Here is a 20,436-nt window from a genome sequence, read left to right on the forward strand (position 1 = left end):
ACTATGTCAGGTTTTAAGCAACATACAGGTCTAGTCGTTCCTTTAGATACGGCGAACATTGATACTGATGCCATCATACCAAAGCAGTTTCTACAAAAAGTAAACCGTATTGGTTTTGGTAAACATCTATTTCACGATTGGCGTTTTCTTGATGATGCTGGTGAGCAACCCAATCCAGAATTTGTCATGAACGCACCTCGCTATCAAGGTGCTACCGTTCTACTTGCTCGTGAAAACTTTGGTTGTGGTTCTTCTCGTGAACACGCACCTTGGGCACTAGCGGATTATGGTATCCAAGTGATGATCGCACCAAGTTTTGCTGATATTTTTTATGGCAACTCAATCAACAACCAAATGGTTCCAGTTCGCCTGACCGAATCTGAAGTGGATGAAATTTTTCAGTTCGTTGAAGCGAATGAAGGTGCTGAGGTTACTGTGGATTTAGAAGTAATGTTAGTGACCGCTAACAATAAACAGTATTCTTTTGAAATTGATGAATTTCGCCGCCATTGTCTGTTAAATGGTTTAGATAATATCGGGTTAACACTGCAACATGCTGATAAAATCGCAGAATATGAAGCGAAGATCCCGAATTTCTTAAAATAGGATTCAGGATTCAGGATTCAGGATTCAGGAAATGTTAGAGGTTGATATGAACGTATCAACCTCTTTTTTGTCTATAGAATAGTGTCATCTATAATCACATATAACTAAACCAAAACAAAAGTCAGGAACCCTTTATGAAAACCTTTATATCCTCGTTACTTTTGCTTTTCTCATTCAATACGTTCGCTGCACCAAAATCTGAATTATGGAGCTACTGGAACGTAAGTAATGAAAAAAATGCCACCACAATATCTCACCAATACTGGCAGCAAACATTAGATAAATACCTTATTACTAAAGGGGAATTCACGCTTTTTGACTATGCTCACGTCACAGATGCGGATGAACGAACGCTCAATAGTTATTTACGTCAAATGAGCCGTATAGACCCAAGAGAGTATAAAAAATCAGAACAATATGCTTATTGGGTTAACCTTTACAATGCTCTTACGGTAAAACTTATCCTGATGGATTACCCAATTGAATCTATTACCAAGCTGGGGGGATTATTCAGCTTTGGCCCTTGGGATGAAGAGATTATTACGGTTGCAGGAAAAGCACTCACTCTTAATGATATTGAGCATCGAATTTTAAGACCGATTTGGAATGATCCTAGAACTCACTATGCTGTAAATTGCGCAAGTTTAGGTTGTCCTAATTTACAACCTAAAGCCTTTACTGCCAGAAACAGCGATAAATTATTAGATAAAGCGGCAAGCGAATTCATTAACAGTGATAAAGGGGTTTTAATTAAAGAAGAGAATGTCCAACTCTCTTCTATTTATGATTGGTTTGTTGTTGATTTTGGTAATCAACAGCAGCTATTTGAGCACCTAAAAAAATATCGCCCAGAATTAAAACCATTCAAAGGCGATATTCGTTATGACTATAACTGGAAATTAAATCAACAATAAACCTGATTTCAAATAAGTATACTTCCTATGGGCATAATACATGCCCATATGACTTCTTTGATGACTCTATTTAATGCCCTTTTCTTTCTTTATTAAATCATAAGCCGCTTGGATTTCTTGTGCTTTCTCTTTGGCCATATTCATCATTTCTGGCGGTAAACCTTTTGCTACCAACTTATCAGGGTGATGCTCATTCATTAATTTACGGTGAGCACGCTTAATTGTTTTAGGATCTGCATCTTCACTAATACCAAGTAAATTATATGCATCCTTTAACTGACTAGCAGAACTTGCTTGTTGCCATTGCCCTTGTTGATGTGAGCCACCACTTTGGTGCCCAGAGAATCCACCACCTTGTTGGAAACGAAATGCAGCTTCTTGCATTCTCAAACGTTTTTCAAGTTGTTCTGCACTAAATCCAAGCTCTTCAGCCACGATATGCAGTACATCACGCTCACTAGGATGAATATCACCATCCGCTATCGCCGCTGCAATTTGTAATTCTAAAAAGAACTGCAATAAATCGTAACGACCACCTGTAATTGAGCGGATATTTCTTAATGTTTCACGTAGTGGAAAATCACTTTCTTTACCTTCACGGAAAGCTTCTTGCGCTTCTCGTTTTTGTTCATCAGAAAGATTCATTCGATCCATCATCATTGATGCTAATTGGATCTCTTCACGTGTTACTTGACCTTTTGCTTTTGCAACATGCCCCATCACAGCATACGCCGCATGGAAGAACTCAGCTTGTCTCTGAGTTTGAGATGCACCGCCAGTTTGGAAAGTAAATCCACTATTAGCCATACGCTTGGCTTTATCAAACTGATGGCCAATAAAGATCCCTAATGCAGCCCCAAAAAAGCCGCCAAATAGGAAACCAAAAAAACCGCCTAATATTTTGCCGAATATTTGCATTTTATATTCCAATTAATGAATTTTTCTATTTTTACTCTGTCACACCATGAGCAAATGGAGCCTTACACTTTACAATGATTAATCAATGATCGCGACATCTTAAGGTGGTTTGGGCATAGCTTTTGCTTTATTATAAAGAAGTGACTCTGTCTAGTATCTTTGAGTATATCAGCGGATTAATATAACAAACAGGAACGTCTAACTCGATGTCTTTTACTTCTCGTAGCCTACTTGCCTCATTTACTGGATGCCTTCTTTACGGCACTCCTGCCATTGCTGATAATGGTAGTGAACCTGTATCTCCAGAAAATGGCATTGTTTTTCCTCTGCAAACTGATGCAGTTAACTCTTGTGAAGTCCCTGATAAAAAATCAAAAGAGGAAGAAGATCAACAACCTGTATTAATTCAAGCAGACAGTGTTGAAGCGAGCAACAATTCAAAAGCCGTTTATAAAGGTAATGTTCATATTATTAAAGGCCGACAAGAAATTAAAGCCGATAGCATTACTTTGCATCAACAAGAAAACATCGCGATTGCTGAAGGTAATGTTGATTACTCAAGCATGGAGATGCGAACCACTTCAGATAAAGTAACCACTAACTTATCGACTGAAGATACAACCATGGTAAATACGGCGTATAAAATGTCGTGTCAGCCAATTCGTGGGCAAGCTGGACGCGTATTAAAGACAGGTCAAGAAATTTACGAATTAGAAGACGCCTCTTTTACAACCTGTCCTGCTGATGATAATAGCTGGCGTTTTAAAGCAAGCGCTATTGAGTTAGACCAATCAGATGAATGGGCAACATTCTATAATGCTCGTTTTGAAGTACTTGATGTACCTATTTTCTATTTACCTTACGTAACTGTACCGGTTGGCGATACTCGTAAAACCGGTGTATTGATCCCTAGCATTGGTCTTGATAGTAAAAATGGTTTTGAACTTTCGGTTCCTATTTACTGGAATATTGCACCAAATTACGATGCAACCACGACCATTAACTATATGGAAAGACGTGGTACTCAACTAGAAGCTGAATTCCGATACTTAACTGAGTTAGGTAAAGGTACTGTTGATGTTGAATACTTAAATGAAGATGCCAAATTCAAAGACAAAGGTTCTCGTTGGGGTGTTAGCTGGGATCATTCTGGTATTTATCAACAACACTGGAAATTTGATGTTGAGTATTCAAAAGTAAGTGATATTGATTACTTCCAAGATCTTAACTCAAATATTGGTACTCGTGACGAAGGTCAACTACAACAATCTGGTGAAGTTTCTTATCGTAGCCAAGATTGGGATATGACCATGCGTGTACGTGATTTCCAAGTACTAGTTGATGATAGCTTCCCGTATCGCTTAATGCCGCAGGTTGAGTTTAACTATTATGCACCACAGCTTTATAAAGAACTCGACTTTACGCTGCACAGCCATGTCAGTAAATTTACAACTGATGACCCAAGTAAACCATCAGCAACACGTGTTCATATGGAACCAAAACTGAGTTTACCTTTAAGCTCAACTTGGTGGTCACTCACGCCTGAAGCTAGCTTACTTTACACTTATTACTCACAAGAGTTTGATGATAAGTATGCTGCTTTATCTGATCTAGAAGAACAAACAGAAAGAACCATTCCTGAGGTTCGTATTAACGGGGCCATTTACCTAGATAGTACTCATAAGTTCCTAGGTGAATACTTACAAACCTTAGAACCAAAAGTACAATATCTTTATGTTCCAGAAGTAGATCAAAGTGCCATCTATGGTGGCCGTGGCGAAGGTGGTTATGACAGCAGTAAATTACAGTTGGATTACTATGGCTTATTTAGAGATCGTCAATACAGTGGTGTCGATTATATTGCTGCAGCAAACCAATTTAGTATTGGTGCAACCTCTCGCTTCTATGATGATTCATATAAAGAGCGAATGAATGTTTCATTTGGACAAATTCTATATTTGAACGGTTCAGGAACCATTAACGATACTAACGATAATAAGAACTCATCTGCATGGGCAATGGAGAGTGATTTTAACTATGATGATTACCTTTTTTATCATGGTGGTATTCAATACGACTCAAATGTAAGTGAACTTCAAGTAGCCAACAGCACGCTTGAATATCGTTTTTCAAAGGGTTATATCCAAGCAAACTATCGTTATGTAAGTAAAAACTACATCGAAAGTAATGTTAGCTTTGAAGATGACCTGGGTCTCATTACGCAGCACGGTATCTATCAAGCCGGTCTTTTAAGCGAATATAATCTAGGGAAAAACTGGGCTCTTAAAGGGCAATATTTCCACGATACAAAAGAAGATCAAATGATTGAAGCGTTAGTAGGCGTAACTTATCTAAGCGATTGTTGGTCATTCGGATTAACTTACAGCGATCAATTAATCGCTCCAAGTAATGATCCTGCGTTACCTATTGGTTCTTATGAGCCAAAATACGAAAGTAACTTAATGCTTTCTATTGCTATTCGTGGCTTAGGTAACAATACGGGAATTACATCCGGCTCTGCAAATAACGCCTTAGACTACGGTCGCCCGTTCTATCTAAATAATTAATTATATGGAAATACATGAAGAGCCAACACTCTAAGGCTCTTCATTCTCCTTACTCTTGGATGACACTATGAAAAACTGGAAATTCCCACTGATTAGCACACTTTTATTGCTGCTAACCATCAATGTGCATGCTGCTCCTGTTGAGCTTGATCGTGTTGTTGCGATCGTTGATGAGGGGGTTGTACTACAAAGCGACATTGATACCTCATTAAAAACAGTAAAAATTAACGCACAAGAAAAGGGGCAACCTCTTCCTGATGAAGCGGTCCTTCGTGAACAGGTACTAGAGAAACTCATTGTTGATACGATTCAAAGCCAGCAAGCTGAAAAAATGGGTATTCGTATTGATGATACTCGCCTTGAAGCTGCATTGAATGACATCGCAAAAGAAAACAACATGACACTGGCGCAGTTACAACAAAAAACCGCAGCTCAAGGTCTTCCTTATGCCAATTTCCGCGAACAAATTCGTAAAGAAATCGCAGCAAGTGAAGCGCGTAATGCTCAAGTACGTCGCCGTATTAATATTCTTCCTCAAGAAGTAGAGAGTCTTGCTCAGCTACTTGCAGAAGAAACTCAAGCAACAGTTCAATACAAAATCAGCCATATTCAGCTAAGAGTTGAAGATGGCGCAACTCAAGCAGATAAAGAAGCATTAGAGAAACAAGCTGAAGATCTTACAGAGCGATTAAAGCAAGGTGCTGATTTTGCGACAATGGCTTACACCTACTCTAAAGGACCAAAAGCCTTACAAGGTGGTGATTGGGGCTGGATGCGTAAAGAAGAGATGCCGACAATCTTTGCCGACCAAATTACCGGGCAAGGTAAAAACAGTATTATTGGTCCATTCCGTTCAGGCGTTGGTTTCCATATATTAAAAATTGATGATGTGAAAGGACTTGAAACGGTTGCTGTAACAGAAGTAAATGCACGTCATATTCTAATCAAAACCTCAGTAATCATGAGTGATGAAGGTGCACAGCGCCTATTAAATACAATCATCGATGATATTAAATCAGGCAAAGAAACCTTTGCAGATATGGCACAACGTTATAGCCAAGACCCAGGTTCGGCAGCAAATGATGGTGAACTAGGCTTCCAAACACCTGATTTATACGTACCAGAATTTAAACACCAAGTTGAAACTCTACCTGTAGGTCAAATTAGCGCACCATTTAAAACGGTTCACGGCTGGCATATTGCTGAAGTATTAGAGCGCCGCCAAGTTGATAGAACTGATGCTGCGATGAAAAACAAAGCATACCGTATTCTTCTTAACCGTAAATTTAATGAAGAAGCCGGAGCATGGCTGCAAGAAATCCGTGCGAGTGCTTATGTTGAAATCTTACAAGACGACGATGGTGAAGATGACAATGAATAATATTAAACGCATTGCGATCACTCCCGGCGAACCATCGGGTATTGGCCCAGATCTTGTTATTGCTATTGCTCAACAAGACTGGCCTCATCAACTTGTCATTTGTGGTAGCAAACAAGTTTTAGCAGAAAGAGCTGCGCAACTTGGTATTCAAATCCAAATTGAAGATTATAACGCTCAATTAGCAGCGACTAGTCATAAAGCGGGCACACTACTCGTAGAAGATATCGAGTTAGGCTCTAGCGTTATTGCCGGTGAACTAAATGAAGCAAATGGGCACTATGTTCTTGAAACATTGCGTCGTGCTGCACAAGGTAATATGGATGGTGAGTTTGATGCCGTCGTAACAGGCCCTGTGCACAAAGGGGTAATCAACCGAGCAGGTGTCGCTTTTAGTGGCCATACTGAATTTTTTGCTGAACAATCCAATACCCAGCAAGTTGTGATGATGCTTGCTACTGAAGGGTTACGAGTTGCGTTAGTAACGACTCACATTCCACTAGCATATGTATCAAAAGCAATTACTGCCGATCGTTTAAAACAAGTCACTCGTATTCTGCACCAAGATTTAATAACCAAGTTTGGGATTGCTAACCCATCTATTTTTGTTTGCGGATTAAATCCTCATGCAGGCGAAGATGGCTGTCTTGGTCGCGAAGAAATTGATATCATAGCACCAGCATTAAATGAATTACGTGAGCAAGAAGGTATGAACTTAATCGGTCCATTACCTGCTGATACGTTATTTCAAGATAAATACTTACAAGAAGCAGACGCGGTACTGGCGATGTATCACGATCAAGGTCTTCCTGTGCTAAAATTTAAAGGCTTCGGAAAATCCGTAAACATTACATTAGGTTTACCATTTATCCGTACGTCCGTAGACCATGGTACTGCATTGGAATTAGCTGGTACTGGAAAAGCAGATGCAGGAAGCTTTATTACCGCACTTACCCATGCAATAGAACTGGTAGAAAATAAATGAGTACAAGAAATGATGTCCATTTAGGCCATAAAGCAAGAAAACGCTTTGGTCAAAACTTCTTAAATGACCCTTATGTGATCGATGGAATCGTATCTGCAATCAACCCTCTACCAGGCCAAAACCTTGTAGAAATTGGTCCAGGTCTTGGTGCTATCACTGAGCCTGTTGGGCGTGAAGTAGATAAATTTACGGTTATTGAACTTGACCGTGACTTAGCTGAACGTTTACGTAACCACCCTGAATTGGGCAGTAAACTAACGATTCATGAAGGCGATGCAATGCGCTTTGACTTCACTCAGCTAATCAAAGAAAACAACAAACTGCGTATTTTTGGTAATCTACCATACAATATTTCTACGCCATTGATGTTCCACCTTTTTGAATTCCATAAAGACGTACAAGACATGCACTTTATGCTACAAAAAGAAGTGGTTAATCGTCTAGCAGCAGGCCCTGGTACAAAAGCATATGGTCGTTTAACGGTTATGGCTCAATACTTCTGTAAGGTTATGCCTGTACTAGAAGTGCCACCAACAGCATTTGTTCCACCACCGAAAGTTGATTCAGCAGTTGTTCGTCTTGTTCCTTACGAGACACTACCGTACCCTGCTACAAACTTAAAATGGTTAGATCGTGTTTGTCGTGAAGGCTTTAACCAACGACGTAAAACAGTTCGTAACTGTTATAAAGCATTGCTAACTAAAGAGCAGCTAGAAGAATTAGGTATTAACCCTTCTATGCGCCCTGAAAACCTAACATTAGAGCAGTTTGTTAATATGGCGAACTGGTTAGACGCAAATCATAGTGCAGAGTAAGCATTAACTGATTTCGATTGAGGTGACCTTATGGTCACCTTTTTTATATTTATCATATTTTGAGAGAATGGCATGGCAACTTACTTTGTTGGTGATATTCAAGGCTGTTTAGATGAACTGCTTTTATTATTAGAACGCGTTGAGTTTAATCGAGAAAAAGATCAACTTTGGTTAACTGGAGATTTGGTTGCAAGAGGACCTAAATCATTAGAGACCTTACGCTTTGTAAAATCATTAGGTAACGCTGCCATCACGATTCTGGGTAACCACGATCTCCACCTACTTGCTGTATCTCAAGGCATTTCACGCGTTAAAGAAAAAGACAAAACCGCTCCTATTTTTACCGCACCAGACAGTGAAGAGCTACTTACTTGGTTGCGCCATCAACCATTGCTAGCTGTTCATTCTGAATATGACATCGTAATGACTCACGCAGGCATTTCGCCTCAATGGGATATGCCAACGGCAATAGAATGCGCTCGTGAAGTTGAATTCGTATTACTGTCTGATAAATGGGTATGGTTACTCGAAAACATGTATGAAAACCACCCTGATACATGGGATGTAACATTATCAGGTATAGAGCGTTATCGTTATATCATTAATGCCTTTACTCGCATGCGTTTTTGTCACTTAGATGGACGCTTAGATATGGAGTGCAAACTGCCTCCTCAAGATATTAATAGCAATGAACTCGTGCCTTGGTTTGAATTAGAAAACCGTCTTCCCCTTTCTCACAAAGTGATTTTTGGTCATTGGGCGGCACTCATGGGACATGAAGGAAATAACGTAATAGCACTCGATACAGGCTGTGTATGGGGGGAATATATGACGATGTACCGTGTTGATGATGGGAAGTATTTTACGCAGAAGGCGATAGAACAGTAACGAAAAGAAAGAAGGACGCTACGCTCGAGGGACGAGGAAGATCAGAGACTAGGAGCTATGCGCTTCGCTAGCTAGAGACTATAAGAGCGAGGTTTCAGGTTTCAGGTTTCAGGTCTCAGGAAAATCAAAAGCGAGTAAACCTGAACCCTGCAAGCGCAGCGTCCTGAAACCTAATTTATCACAATTCTACTTATACGCGCTCTTATAGTCTCTAGTCTCTAGTCTCTAGTCTCTAGTCTCTAGTCTCTAGTTAGCGCAGCGTGTAGCCTCTTACCTTTCAAGAACCACAAACTCCATATCATACTGATTCTTTTCATCTTTCGAATATGTTTCAGAATGAGTCTGATTCCAACCCTCACCCCAATCAGGGAATTGAGTATCGCCCTTGATGTCAGCGTCAATAAAGGTCAGGTACAGCTTATCAGCATCAGCAAGACACGCTTGGTAAATTGAGCCACCACCAATAATCATAAGTTCTTCAATATCACCAACGGCTTGTTTAGCCTCTTCGATAGAAGTAACACAAGTTACGCCATCAATTTGTAAATTAGCATCACGGCTTAATACGATATTCAATCGACCCGGCAATGGACGACCAATAGATTCATAAGTCTTACGCCCCATGACAATAGGTTTACCCATAGTGCATTTTTTAAACCAAGCGAAATCAGCGGGCAAATGCCATGGCATCTGATTATCAATACCAATAATACGATTCTTTGCCATTGCGGCTATCATGCTAATTTTCACAGTTATTCCTTAATCACTATACTTAAACAATCGACTTTCTACGGTAAAACAGTAACCCGGGCATAGCAAGGCCAATTGCCAATGCGGCAACCGTAAATAAGGTCTTAATTAAATTATCAATCATCATTGCCCATAATTCCGGGGAATACCCAAGGTGATTAATTTCAACAACAGCAATCATGGCTTTAAAAGCAAAAACACCGGGTACCATTGGAATTAATGCTGCAACCGTAAATACTTTTGGGTGTGCTAAAAATCGGTGTGACCAATGAACACCAATCATACCGACGGTTGTGGCAGCACATAACGTCGCCCACTCCAATGGCACACCAAAGTGCAATAATAAAAAACGACTACCATGCCCAATCGCACCACCGATCGCGCAATATTTTAATGCTTTAACAGGCACATTAAATACCAAAGCAAAACCAACCGCAGGGATCATGGCAAAAAACATATCATTTAATAATGCGATAAATAACGCCAATCCACTACTTAAAGACAAACTATCCATTTAACCACCCCCACGCTCCAACTAAATTCATTGCACCAACAATACCAATACTGGTCGCTAAGGTAAGTAAAGTTGCGAACGTCCAACGAGCCGTTCCCATATTGACATAGCCTTTAACCATATCAGCAACGGCATTAATTAATGGGAACCCGGGAACCAACATCAAAACAGAAGAAGCCATTGCTAAAAAAGGAATATTGCCAATATGGTAGATAACGGCTTGAGAAGAAATAAGAGTGGTAACGAAGGCAGTAACGCCGAAGTTTAATAATGGATTAAAATTCCTGTGCCCAATTTCTTGGCGAACAATCATACCTAAAGCAGAAGCAATAAAAGTAACGAGAAAGACCGCCCAATCCCCACCAGCTAGGCGACTAAAACTAGCACAAGATAAACCAATCATAACCACAACTAGCCAACGGTTGTATCTTTCTGGGCTCACTTTTTCTAATTTTACTGTTGCATCGTGTCTATCAAGCAATCCTTTCTCTGACATGATGCAGATCCTTTGGATCTCTGTAACGGCTCGCATATTGATTCCACGATCAGGCGCCCTACGGGTCGTTGTCATACAACGTTCATTAATCACCGTTGTAATAACTAATGAACTCGCAGATAAAGATACTTCAACATCATCCGCCCCTACAGCAATCCCTAAGCGTCGGCTAACATCAGAGACTAAACTGCTTTCAGCCCCATGTTGTAATAACATTTGCCCCGCTTTTGCTACTAAGCGGGATATTTCTCTTTGCTTCTCATCCATGTTTATTCGCAATGATTCATTAAATAAAAATCTATTCTAATCTTTTCAACTCAGTGTTTAATGATTTAAATAAAAAAAACCGCAACAAGTGCGGTTTTTTATCATTATTATCTGCAATGAGAACAAAACAAATTAGTCACGAACATAGATAACGTGACCGTCATCTTCTTCATCGTCCCAATCATCCCAATCGTCTTCAGTAACAACGTCTTTACCAGACATTGCATCTTTGTGGTAATCATCCCACATGAAGTCAACTTTGTTCGCTGCTTTTTCTTCTTCTGTTTGGATTTCTTTTGGTAGTGTATCCATGAAATCAGCTAACTCATCACATAACTCTTGAGTACCAGTACGACTTACTGCTGCAATCTTAAAGTAACGGTCTTCCCAAGCTAATGCTTCTAGGATCTCATTGATCTTCTCGTCTGCTTCTTCTTCTAATAGAAGGTCAGTTTTGTTGAACAGTAACCAACGTGGTTTACCTGCAACTTTCTCACTGTACTGCTCTAACTCATCAATGATCGTCAGGGCATTTTGTACCGGATCACTGCCATCAATTGGAAGAATATCAATTACATGAAGCAATACACGACAACGCTCAAGGTGTTTTAAGAAACGAACACCAAGACCAGCACCATCAGCAGCACCTTCAATTAGACCTGGAATATCCGCTACAACGAAACTCTTATTACCACGAGCACGTACTACACCTAAGCTAGGAATTAAGGTTGTGAATGGGTAATCCGCTACTTTTGGTTTTGCAGCAGATACCGCACGGATAAATGTAGATTTACCCGCATTTGGTAGACCAAGCATACCAACATCTGCAAGAAGAAGAAGCTCTAAACGAAGTTCACGAACTTCACCTTTTGTTCCTAATGTCTTTTGACGTGGAGCACGGTTTACAGATGATTTAAAACGCGTGTTACCCAAGCCGTGCCAACCGCCTTTTGCGACCATTTGCTTCATACCGTGAGTCATTAGTTCTGCAACTTTCTCACCGGTATCAATATCAATCGCACGTGTACCTACTGGTACTTTAAGCGTAATGTCTTCGCCGCGTTTACCTGTACAGTTACCACCACTACCATTTTTACCACGCTCAGCGTTATAAAAACGATTAAAACGGTAATCGATTAATGTATTAAGGTTTTCATCAGCTTCTAGATAAACGTCGCCGCCATCACCGCCGTCACCACCATCAGGACCACCTTTGGCTACGAATTTTTCACGCCAAAAACTAACAACGCCGTTACCGCCGTCGCCTGCATCTACTTTAATTGTCGCTTCATCAACGAATTTCATTTTCTTCTCCGAGCTGTAGCGTTGGTACTTATTTTATTAATTAAGTACGGCTTCATTTACTGTAGACCAGAATGAGACCTTAAGATTGGATCGTCAATGATCTTTACGCTACGTATATATTAATATAGTCACTAGTTAAGTACTCTTATTATAGATGAAGAGTGTTTAACTGGTGACTATCCATAAATAAAAAGCCCCGCCAATTGGCAGGGCTTTAGAATTAACTTAAAAAGTTATTATTCAGCTTCGATAGAAACGAATTTACGGTTTTTAGGACCTTTAACTTCAAATTTCACTTTACCTTCAGATAGAGCGAAAAGAGTGTGGTCTTTACCGATGCCTACGTTAGTACCAGCGTGGAATTTAGTACCACGTTGACGAACGATGATGTTACCTGCAAGAACAGATTCGCCACCGAAACGCTTAACACCAAGACGTTTACTTTCTGAATCACGGCCGTTACGTGTAGAACCGCCAGCTTTTTTATGTGCCATTTGTTATTCTCCTTAGATTAAGCGCTGATGCCAGTAATTTTGACTTCAGTGAACCATTGACGGTGGCCCTGTTGCTTACGAGAATGCTTACGACGACGGAACTTAACGATTTTAACTTTATCGCCACGACCGTGCTGAACTACTTCCGCAGTTACTTTACCGCCAGCTACTAGAGGTGCACCAACAGTGATTTCTTCACCGTTAGCAATCATAAGAACGTTGTCGAACTCAACTGTTGCGCCAGTCTCAACGTCTAATTTTTCCAAACGAAGAGTTTGACCTTCGCTTACACGGTGTTGTTTACCACCAGATTGGAAAACAGCGTACATATTTTACTCCGCTACTTCCGCACTACCATATATTTTGTTTACTCAACAATTTTGGTGTGCGTTAAACTTGTCATCAATAGGGCGTGGATTCTACGCGAATCATTTCAATCTGACAACCCAAAAATGAAGAAAAATGATGAAAAGATCGCCGACATGCTCATTAAGCTATAAGGAGACAATTTTCGACTGTATTGCTAGGCCCATTTTAGTGTATTATTTAGTTAATCACTTATTATAATTTAGCCTGATTTAGGCCCTAACCTTGCTGGAAGAATAATGGATTTTAAAGCTATTCAAGCCCTAACGGCTGATGACATGGCAATCGTCAATGAGACCATCTTAGCTCAACTCAACTCAGATGTTGCGCTAATCAACCAACTTGGTTTTTACATTGTAAGTGGCGGTGGTAAACGTCTACGCCCTGTTCTTGCCATTTTATCTGCTAAAGCTCTTGGATACGAAGGCAGAGACCATACAATGGCAGCTGCTTTTATTGAATTTATTCATACTGCGACCCTATTGCACGATGATGTTGTTGATGAATCAGACATGCGCCGCGGTAAAGCAACGGCAAATGCCGAGTTCGGAAATGCAGCAAGTGTGCTTGTAGGTGATTTCATCTATACCCGCTCTTTCCAAATGATGACTAGCTTAGGATCCATAAAGATCCTTAGTTTAATGAGTGAAGCTGTAAATGTGATCGCCGAAGGTGAAGTCCTTCAATTAATGAACTGTAACGATCCTAATACGACTGAAGAAAGTTATATGCAAGTGATCTACTCTAAAACAGCTCGTTTATTTGAAGCTGCAACGCAGATCGGTGCGATCCTAAACGATGCCCCACAAGAAATTGAAACGGCATTACAAAATTACGGAAAGTATTTAGGTACCGCCTTCCAACTGATTGATGATGTCATGGATTACACCTCTGATGGTGAAGACATGGGTAAAAATGTAGGCGATGACCTTGCTGAAGGTAAACCAACACTGCCTCTATTACATGCCATGATGCACGGAAATAAAGAACAAAACGCAATGATCCGTGAAGCAATAGAAAATGGTAATGGTTTAGATAAACTTGATCCTATCCTTGCTTGTATGGAAGAAGTTGGCTCTCTAGAGTACACCAAACAAAAAGCAGATGAAGAAGCAGATAAAGCGATTGCTGAATTAGCCATTCTTCCTGAATCAGATTACAAAGAAGCACTGAAAGCATTAGCGCATCTAGCCGTTAAACGCAGTAAATAATCCGCAATTTTCTTTCAAACATAATAAAGGGGCAGATAGTTAAACTATCTGCCCCTTTCTCTTTCAATTAATATCTAGTATTTATTGAACAAACTCTTCGCCAATTTTGATATCGCCTCTTAGCGTATCTAGCATACTTTCTAGTGCTTCTTGTTCAAATGCACTTAGCTCACCATAAGATTGAATTTCTTCAACCCCATTTTTACCAAGTAGAATTGGTTGCGCGAAGAAACGAGCATGTTCACCGTTACCTTCTACATAAGCACATTCAACAACACCTTGCTCGCCACTTAATGCTTTTACTAGTGACAAACCAAAACGACATGCCGCTTGGCCCATAGATAGTGTTGCAGAGCCGCCACCCGCTTTAGCTTCAACCACTTCTGTTCCCGCATTTTGGATACGAGGAGTCAGCGCAGCCACTTCTTCAGCAGTAAACTCAACACCTTCAACTTGAGAAAGAAGAGGTAAGATAGTAACACCAGAGTGACCACCAATAACAGGCACACGGATCTCGCCTGGATCTTTATCTTTCAGCTCTGCTACAAACGTTTCTGAACGGATCACATCCAGTGTAGTTACACCAAATAATTTATTTTTGTCGTATACACCAGCTTTTTTAAGTACTTCCGCAGCAATCGCTACCGTTGTATTTACTGGGTTCGTAATAATACCAATACATGCTTTTGGACAAGTTACCGCAATCTTTTCAGTTAACGATTTAACAATACCGGCATTGATATTAAAAAGATCAGAACGATCCATTCCTGGTTTACGAGCTACGCCAGCTGAAATAAGTACAACATCGGCACCTTCTAGTGCTGGAGTTGGATCCTCTCCACAATATCCTTTGATTGATACTGGTGTTGGGATGTGGCTTAGATCTGCTGCTACACCCGGAGTTACAGGGGCAATATCATACAGAGCAAGATCTGATCCTGCTGGTAAACGGTTCTTAAGAAGTAATGCTAACGCTTGTCCAATGCCGCCAGCGGCACCAATAACAGCTACTTTCATGTTCGTTCTCCTTGATATGGTAGGAATATTGTTATTATTTAAAGATTTTACTTTCAGACTGAATCTGACGTTATAGTAAGGACAATGGAAATTCAACGAAGTTTTCCTCGCTTTGCGACCTTACGCAATGACATCTGATCCGTGCTACAAATTCGTTACCAATGATACCGATTAATGACTGGTAATTATTCACAAATTTGCCATTTTGACTTGGTTATAAATAAATAATTATGCGAGAATAGTAGGAATTATTGCAAAAAGAATCAAAACAGTATGCGAAATAATGAAAAACAAGAACTATTAGTTAAAGAGTTTAAAGCCATTCTTAAAGCTGAACGATTTGGCTCCCAAGGTGAAATCGTTGACGCTCTTCGTCTATCTGGCTTTGATAATATTAACCAATCCAAAGTATCACGAATGCTAACTAAGTTTGGCGCAGTGCGTACACGCAACGCAAAAATGGAAATGGTTTACTGCCTACCTGTTGAACTTGGTGTACCTACTGTTTCAAGCTCCTTACGTGAACTTGTCATGGATATTGATTACAACAATGCATTAGTTGTTATTCATACTGGCCCTGGTGCTGCGCAACTAATTGCTCGCTTACTTGACTCTTTAGGTAAAGCGGAAGGCATCTTAGGTGTTGTCGCAGGTGACGATACTATCTTTATTACACCAACCCGTAATATTGAAGTTGCTGAACTGTTTGATTCAGTTTGTGACTTATTTGAATACTCAGTTTAATCCTCAAAATTTTAAGCACTTTATGCCCTTATAAAGTGCTTTCCCCTATTTTTGCACTTCTCATTAACCACACTAAACATGCCATAAACCGCTTAAATTAGATAAAAGCTTCAACAAATAACTCTATCAATAGTTGTTTATTTCACATTTTTGATAGAATTTATTTAACATCAATTTAAACTACTTGTGTTAATTTGCTATCATTCGGACGCCATTTCTGTAACAGGAAATTTAAAACACTTTATGATGAAGTGAATAAATACTGTTTTTTATCTTATACTTTTCATTAGGTGGCGTGATAAAAAACAAAATAATAAAGGAAGGGAATAACATGGCATTACAAAATGTAATTAAAGCAACTGCTGTAGCTGCGGCAATGATGACTGCAGGTATGGGAACTGCGAGTGCCCAAGAATTCATAACTATTGGTACAGGCTCTGTAACAGGTGTTTACTACCCAACAGGCGGTGCAATCTGTAAATTAGTCAACAAAGATCGTAAAGAACACAATGTTCGTTGTTCTGTTGAATCAACAGGCGGCTCAATCTACAACGTAAATACGATCCGCTCAGGTGAGCTTGATTTTGGTATTGTACAGTCAGATTGGCAATACCACGGTTATAACGGTACTAGTAAATTTGAAGCTCAAGGTCCTTACAAAAAACTGCGTGCGATGTTCTCTCTTCATACAGAACCTTTTAACATCATAGCTCGTACTGACTCAGGCATTAACAATGTTGCTGATCTTGAAGGCAAGCGTGTAAACATTGGTAACCCAGGTTCTGGTGACCGTGCAACCATGGGAGTTGTTATGGATGCTATGGGTTGGACAAACGATAGCTTTAAGTTAGCTTCTGAACTTAAAGGTTCTGAACGTTCACAAGCTCTTTGTGATAATAAAATTGATGCATTCATCTATATGGTTGGTCACCCAAATGGCTCAATCAAAGAAGCGACAACATCTTGTGATGCAAAACTGGTTTCAGCAACTGGACCTAAAATCGATAAGATCGTAGCGGACAATCCTTACTATGCATACAGTACTGTGCCAGCAGGTATGTACCGTGGTACTACAGGTGATGTGAATAGCTTTGGTGTAGCGGCGACAATGGTAACTACATCAGATGTTTCAGATGAAGTCGCTTACAGTGTTGCAAAAGCGGTATTTGAAAACTTTGATACGTTTAAACGTTTACACCCTGCATTTGCAACGTTGAAAAAAGAAGACATGGTTAAAGCAGGTCTTTCTATCCCACTACACCCAGGTGCAGTGAAATACTATAAAGAAGTCGGCCTACTAAAATAGAAACACTTCTTTAGGTAAAAGAGGTCATATGGCCTCTTTTATCCTTCGCTCTACTTTCTGATTTTTCTATTAAATGGACAATAATAATACCAACCGTTCAATTGGTAACAACTATCTTATTATTCAATGTTCAAACTTCACTTTGAAAAAGTAAGCTAAAACAAAAAATAAATACGATGGTTATTGCGATAAACGGATTTGAAGATCAGCTTTTTTGGCCTATGCATTGGCTATATTCGGAAACCTAATACTTAATTGAAAGAGTATTAAATTCGACCATCACTAAGGAAAAGTACATGACGCAATCTTCATCGTCACAAGATGTGCAAGAAATGGTGGCCCAATCTGATACCGGGGCTCGTTCACCGCAAGGATTATCTGGCCGTATTTTATGGTTTGTTCCACTATGTTGGTCTTTATTCCAGCTTTGGTATGCCTCTCCTTTACCGTTCATTTTTGATTTCGGCATACTTAATGATACAGAAGCGCGCTCTATACACTTAGCGTTTGCTATTTTTTTAGCATTCACCGCTTACCCTGCACTCAAAAACTCACCAAGAGACCGTATTCCTACGATTGATTGGGTTCTGGCTTTATTAGGCAGTTTCGCTGCTGCTTATATCTATATTTTTTATACCGAACTTGCAGGCCGCTCTGGCGCACCAACCACATTTGATATTGTGGCTGCTGTTACCGGTATGATTTTATTACTTGAAGCAACTCGACGAGCATTAGGTCCACCACTCATGGTTGTGGCGGCAGTGTTTCTTCTATACACCTTTGCCGGTCCACACATGCCCGATGTTATTGCTCATAAAGGTGCAAGCTTAAATAAAGCGATGTCTCACTTATGGTTAACAACTGAAGGGGTATTTGGCGTTGCTTTAGGCGTATCAACCTCATTTGTTTTCTTATTTGTACTTTTTGGCGCCATGTTAGAAAAAGCAGGTGCTGGTGCTTACTTTATTAAAGTGGCTTTCTCTCTACTCGGTCATATGAAAGGTGGCCCAGCAAAAGCAGCGGTTGTTGCTTCAGGTTTATCAGGTTTAGTTTCAGGGTCTTCTATTGCCAATGTTGTAACAACTGGCACATTCACCATTCCACTAATGAAACGTGTTGGTTTCCCTGGAACAAAAGCGGGTGCCGTTGAAGTTGCAGCATCAACGAATGGTCAATTAACACCACCTATTATGGGGGCTGCGGCATTCTTAATGGTGGAGTACGTGGGTATTTCGTATGTTGAAGTAATTAAAGCGGCCTTATTACCAGCGCTTATTTCTTACATAGCATTACTTTATATTGTCCACCTTGAAGCCTGTAAAGCAGGTATGAAAGGTTTACCACGTCGCCATAATCCTACACTCGTTCAAAGTTTACTCTCTTTTACAGGAACCATTCTTGGTCTGTGTATTATTAGTGCTGCTGTCTATTACGGTATCGGTTGGACAAAAGGTGTTTTTGGTGATGCAGCAACCCCAATTGTTACGATTGCATTGCTGCTGTCTTATGTTGGCTTAATTCGTATTTCAGCTAAATATCAAGAACATGCCATGATGGCTATTGATGAAGAGTTAACAGAAGTGCCAGATCCCGGCCCAACGATCAAATCAGGTTTACATTTCTTATTGCCTATAGTGGTATTAGTGTGGTGTTTAACTGTTGAGCGATTTTCTCCTGGTCTATCTGCATTCTGGGCATCAGTATTTATGATCTTTATCTTGTTAACTCAACGACCATTAATCAGCTTTTTTACTAAAGAAGGCGATATGTTCGAAAGTGTAAAACAAGGATTTGATGATTTACTAGAAAGTCTGGTATCAGGTGCTAGAAACATGATTGGTATCGGTGTTGCAACGGCAGCTGCTGGTACGGTTGTTGGTGTAGTAACACTTACGGGTATCGGCCTTGTTATGACTGATTTCGTAGAATTTATTTCTGGCGGTAGCATCATATTAATGCTGTTATTTACTGCGGTGATCAGCTTAATTCTTGGTATGGGCTTACCAACAACAGCAAACTACATTGTTGTATCAACCCTTATGGCTCCAGTTATTGTGACATTAGGTGCTGCCCATGGATTAATCATTCCATTAATTGCAGTTCATTTATTCGTCTTTTATTTTGGTATCTTAGCGGATGATACTCCACCGGTAGGTCTTGCTGCATTTGCTGCGGCAGCCATCGCAAAATCAGATCCAATACGAACCGGTATCCAAGGGTTTACTTACGATATTCGTACTGCAATCCTGCCATTTATGTTTATTTTCAATACTCAACTATTGTTAATGGGTATTGATTCTTGGTGGCACCTAGCATTAACGGTTATTTCATCGATCATTGCGATGTTAACTTTTTCTGCAGCAACACAAGGCTGGTGGTTTACTAAAACAAAATGGTGGGAAACGGCTCTTTTATTGTTAATTACTTTCTCTTTATTCCGTCCGGGGTACTGGTGGGATCAATTGTATCCAGCAAAAGATTATCACCAAGGAATTGAGATTGCTCAAATCGCAGAAGGGCTAAATATAGGACAATCACTGGAATTACAAGTGAGTGGTGAAAACCTAGAAGGTGACATCATAAACAAAACCGTTCGTTTACCTTTTGATGAGAGAGCTATCACTGGGGAAGAACGGGTCAGTTCAATGGGGCTAATGCTATCTGAAGTCGACAACAAAATGATTGTCGATATGGTTGAGTTTGGAAGTCCTGCTGAAGCATCTGGTATTGATTTTGATTGGGAAATCAAACAAGTTGTCCTTGATGCAGATCGTCCATTAAAAGAGTGGGTATTTGTTCCAACTCTACTGCTACTTTTGGCATTAGGCTTAAATCAACGTCGCCGAGCAAAAAAGGATAACTTAGCGGCATAATTGAATGGAATCTATGGGGAGT

The 20,436-nt window shown here is 40.0% G+C and carries 19 protein-coding genes; 11 read left to right on the forward strand and 8 right to left on the reverse strand.

All coding sequences use genetic code 11. The features are described 5' to 3' along the window. Positions 1 to 3: 3 nt before the first annotated feature. Together leuD and HC728_RS15145 are read left to right on the forward strand one after the other, a co-directional pair. Positions 4 to 606, forward strand: coding sequence for a 3-isopropylmalate dehydratase small subunit (leuD, locus tag HC728_RS15140; RefSeq protein ID WP_065604997.1), 603 nt, complete (start codon positions 4 to 6; stop codon positions 604 to 606). A 134-nt stretch (positions 607 to 740) separates the two neighbouring features. Next, complete coding sequence (locus HC728_RS15145) at positions 741 to 1,520, forward strand: DUF547 domain-containing protein (protein ID WP_012532658.1); 780 nt, start codon at positions 741 to 743, stop codon at positions 1,518 to 1,520. Between the two features lie 66 nt (positions 1,521 to 1,586). Here the strand turns inward: HC728_RS15145 and djlA are convergent, their stop codons facing one another. Beyond that, the gene (gene djlA / locus HC728_RS15150) at positions 1,587 to 2,438 is read right to left on the reverse strand and encodes a co-chaperone DjlA (RefSeq protein WP_005417332.1); all 852 of its coding nucleotides are present in this window, start codon (positions 2,436 to 2,438) and stop codon (positions 1,587 to 1,589) included. Positions 2,439 to 2,644: 206 nt separating this feature from the next. On the opposite strand from djlA, the gene lptD reads away from it, so the two are divergent. The 5 genes from lptD (at position 2,645) to apaH (ending at position 9,071) form a co-directional block, all read left to right on the forward strand. Beyond that, positions 2,645 to 5,005 (forward strand): LPS assembly protein LptD, encoded by a 2,361-nt coding sequence (gene lptD / locus HC728_RS15155; protein ID WP_017018274.1) that lies wholly within the window; start codon positions 2,645 to 2,647, stop codon positions 5,003 to 5,005. Positions 5,006 to 5,072: 67 nt separating this feature from the next. After that, complete coding sequence (gene surA / locus HC728_RS15160; RefSeq protein ID WP_005417328.1) at positions 5,073 to 6,386, forward strand: peptidylprolyl isomerase SurA; 1,314 nt, start codon at positions 5,073 to 5,075, stop codon at positions 6,384 to 6,386. Further along, complete coding sequence (pdxA, locus tag HC728_RS15165) at positions 6,379 to 7,368, forward strand: 4-hydroxythreonine-4-phosphate dehydrogenase PdxA (RefSeq protein WP_017018275.1); 990 nt, start codon at positions 6,379 to 6,381, stop codon at positions 7,366 to 7,368. Before surA ends, pdxA begins: the two co-directional genes overlap by 8 nt. Beyond that, on the forward strand, positions 7,365 to 8,183 hold the full coding sequence (rsmA, locus tag HC728_RS15170; protein WP_005417325.1) for a 16S rRNA (adenine(1518)-N(6)/adenine(1519)-N(6))-dimethyltransferase RsmA: 819 nt from the start codon (positions 7,365 to 7,367) through the stop codon (positions 8,181 to 8,183). The genes pdxA and rsmA overlap by 4 nt, the downstream gene beginning before the upstream one ends. Positions 8,184 to 8,255: 72 nt before the next feature. After that, positions 8,256 to 9,071: a bis(5'-nucleosyl)-tetraphosphatase (symmetrical) ApaH gene (gene apaH / locus HC728_RS15175; protein WP_190395716.1), complete on the forward strand. Its 816-nt coding sequence runs from the start codon at positions 8,256 to 8,258 to the stop codon at positions 9,069 to 9,071. A gap of 270 nt (positions 9,072 to 9,341) precedes the next feature. Here apaH and folA read toward each other — a convergent pair whose 3' ends face one another. The 6 genes from folA to rplU form a co-directional block, all read right to left on the reverse strand. Next, complete coding sequence (gene folA / locus HC728_RS15180) at positions 9,342 to 9,821, reverse strand: type 3 dihydrofolate reductase (protein ID WP_190395717.1); 480 nt, start codon at positions 9,819 to 9,821, stop codon at positions 9,342 to 9,344. Positions 9,822 to 9,843: 22 nt separating this feature from the next. Continuing rightward, positions 9,844 to 10,335 (reverse strand): threonine/serine exporter family protein, encoded by a 492-nt coding sequence (locus HC728_RS15185; protein WP_005417313.1) that lies wholly within the window; start codon positions 10,333 to 10,335, stop codon positions 9,844 to 9,846. Further along, positions 10,328 to 11,098 (reverse strand): threonine/serine exporter ThrE family protein, encoded by a 771-nt coding sequence (locus tag HC728_RS15190; protein ID WP_065641450.1) that lies wholly within the window; start codon positions 11,096 to 11,098, stop codon positions 10,328 to 10,330. The genes HC728_RS15185 and HC728_RS15190 overlap by 8 nt, the downstream gene beginning before the upstream one ends. Positions 11,099 to 11,230: 132 nt before the next feature. Next, positions 11,231 to 12,403: an Obg family GTPase CgtA gene (gene cgtA / locus HC728_RS15195; protein WP_005417309.1), complete on the reverse strand. Its 1,173-nt coding sequence runs from the start codon at positions 12,401 to 12,403 to the stop codon at positions 11,231 to 11,233. A gap of 236 nt (positions 12,404 to 12,639) precedes the next feature. Next, entirely contained in the window at positions 12,640 to 12,897 is a 258-nt protein-coding gene (gene rpmA, locus HC728_RS15200; protein ID WP_005417307.1) for a 50S ribosomal protein L27, read from the reverse strand. A 17-nt stretch (positions 12,898 to 12,914) separates the two neighbouring features. After that, entirely contained in the window at positions 12,915 to 13,226 is a 312-nt protein-coding gene (rplU, locus tag HC728_RS15205) for a 50S ribosomal protein L21 (RefSeq protein WP_005417305.1), read from the reverse strand. A 276-nt stretch (positions 13,227 to 13,502) separates the two neighbouring features. On the opposite strand from rplU, the gene ispB reads away from it, so the two are divergent. Then, a complete protein-coding gene (gene ispB / locus HC728_RS15210) occupies positions 13,503 to 14,474 on the forward strand; it encodes an octaprenyl diphosphate synthase (RefSeq protein ID WP_017018278.1) in 972 nt (323 codons plus the stop codon). 81 nt (positions 14,475 to 14,555) lie between these two features. Here ispB and mdh read toward each other — a convergent pair whose 3' ends face one another. Next, positions 14,556 to 15,491 carry a malate dehydrogenase gene (mdh, locus tag HC728_RS15215; RefSeq protein ID WP_012532844.1) on the reverse strand — a complete coding sequence of 312 codons (936 nt, stop codon included), beginning with the start codon at positions 15,489 to 15,491 and terminating at the stop codon, positions 14,556 to 14,558. Between the two features lie 273 nt (positions 15,492 to 15,764). Here mdh and argR point away from each other — a divergent pair, with 273 nt between their 5' ends. The 3 genes from argR to HC728_RS15230 all read left to right on the forward strand — a co-directional run bounded on the left by argR (position 15,765) and on the right by HC728_RS15230 (position 20,414). Next, positions 15,765 to 16,235 (forward strand): transcriptional regulator ArgR, encoded by a 471-nt coding sequence (gene argR, locus HC728_RS15220; RefSeq protein ID WP_005417299.1) that lies wholly within the window; start codon positions 15,765 to 15,767, stop codon positions 16,233 to 16,235. Positions 16,236 to 16,566: 331 nt separating this feature from the next. Beyond that, on the forward strand, positions 16,567 to 17,541 hold the full coding sequence (locus tag HC728_RS15225) for a TAXI family TRAP transporter solute-binding subunit (RefSeq protein ID WP_005417296.1): 975 nt from the start codon (positions 16,567 to 16,569) through the stop codon (positions 17,539 to 17,541). 296 nt (positions 17,542 to 17,837) lie between these two features. Beyond that, positions 17,838 to 20,414 carry a TRAP transporter permease gene (locus HC728_RS15230; protein ID WP_012532637.1) on the forward strand — a complete coding sequence of 859 codons (2,577 nt, stop codon included), beginning with the start codon at positions 17,838 to 17,840 and terminating at the stop codon, positions 20,412 to 20,414. Positions 20,415 to 20,436 lie beyond the last annotated feature (22 nt).

This window comes from Aliivibrio sp. S10_S31 (assembly GCF_014694495.1).
GTDB lineage: Bacteria > Pseudomonadota > Gammaproteobacteria > Enterobacterales > Vibrionaceae > Aliivibrio > Aliivibrio fischeri.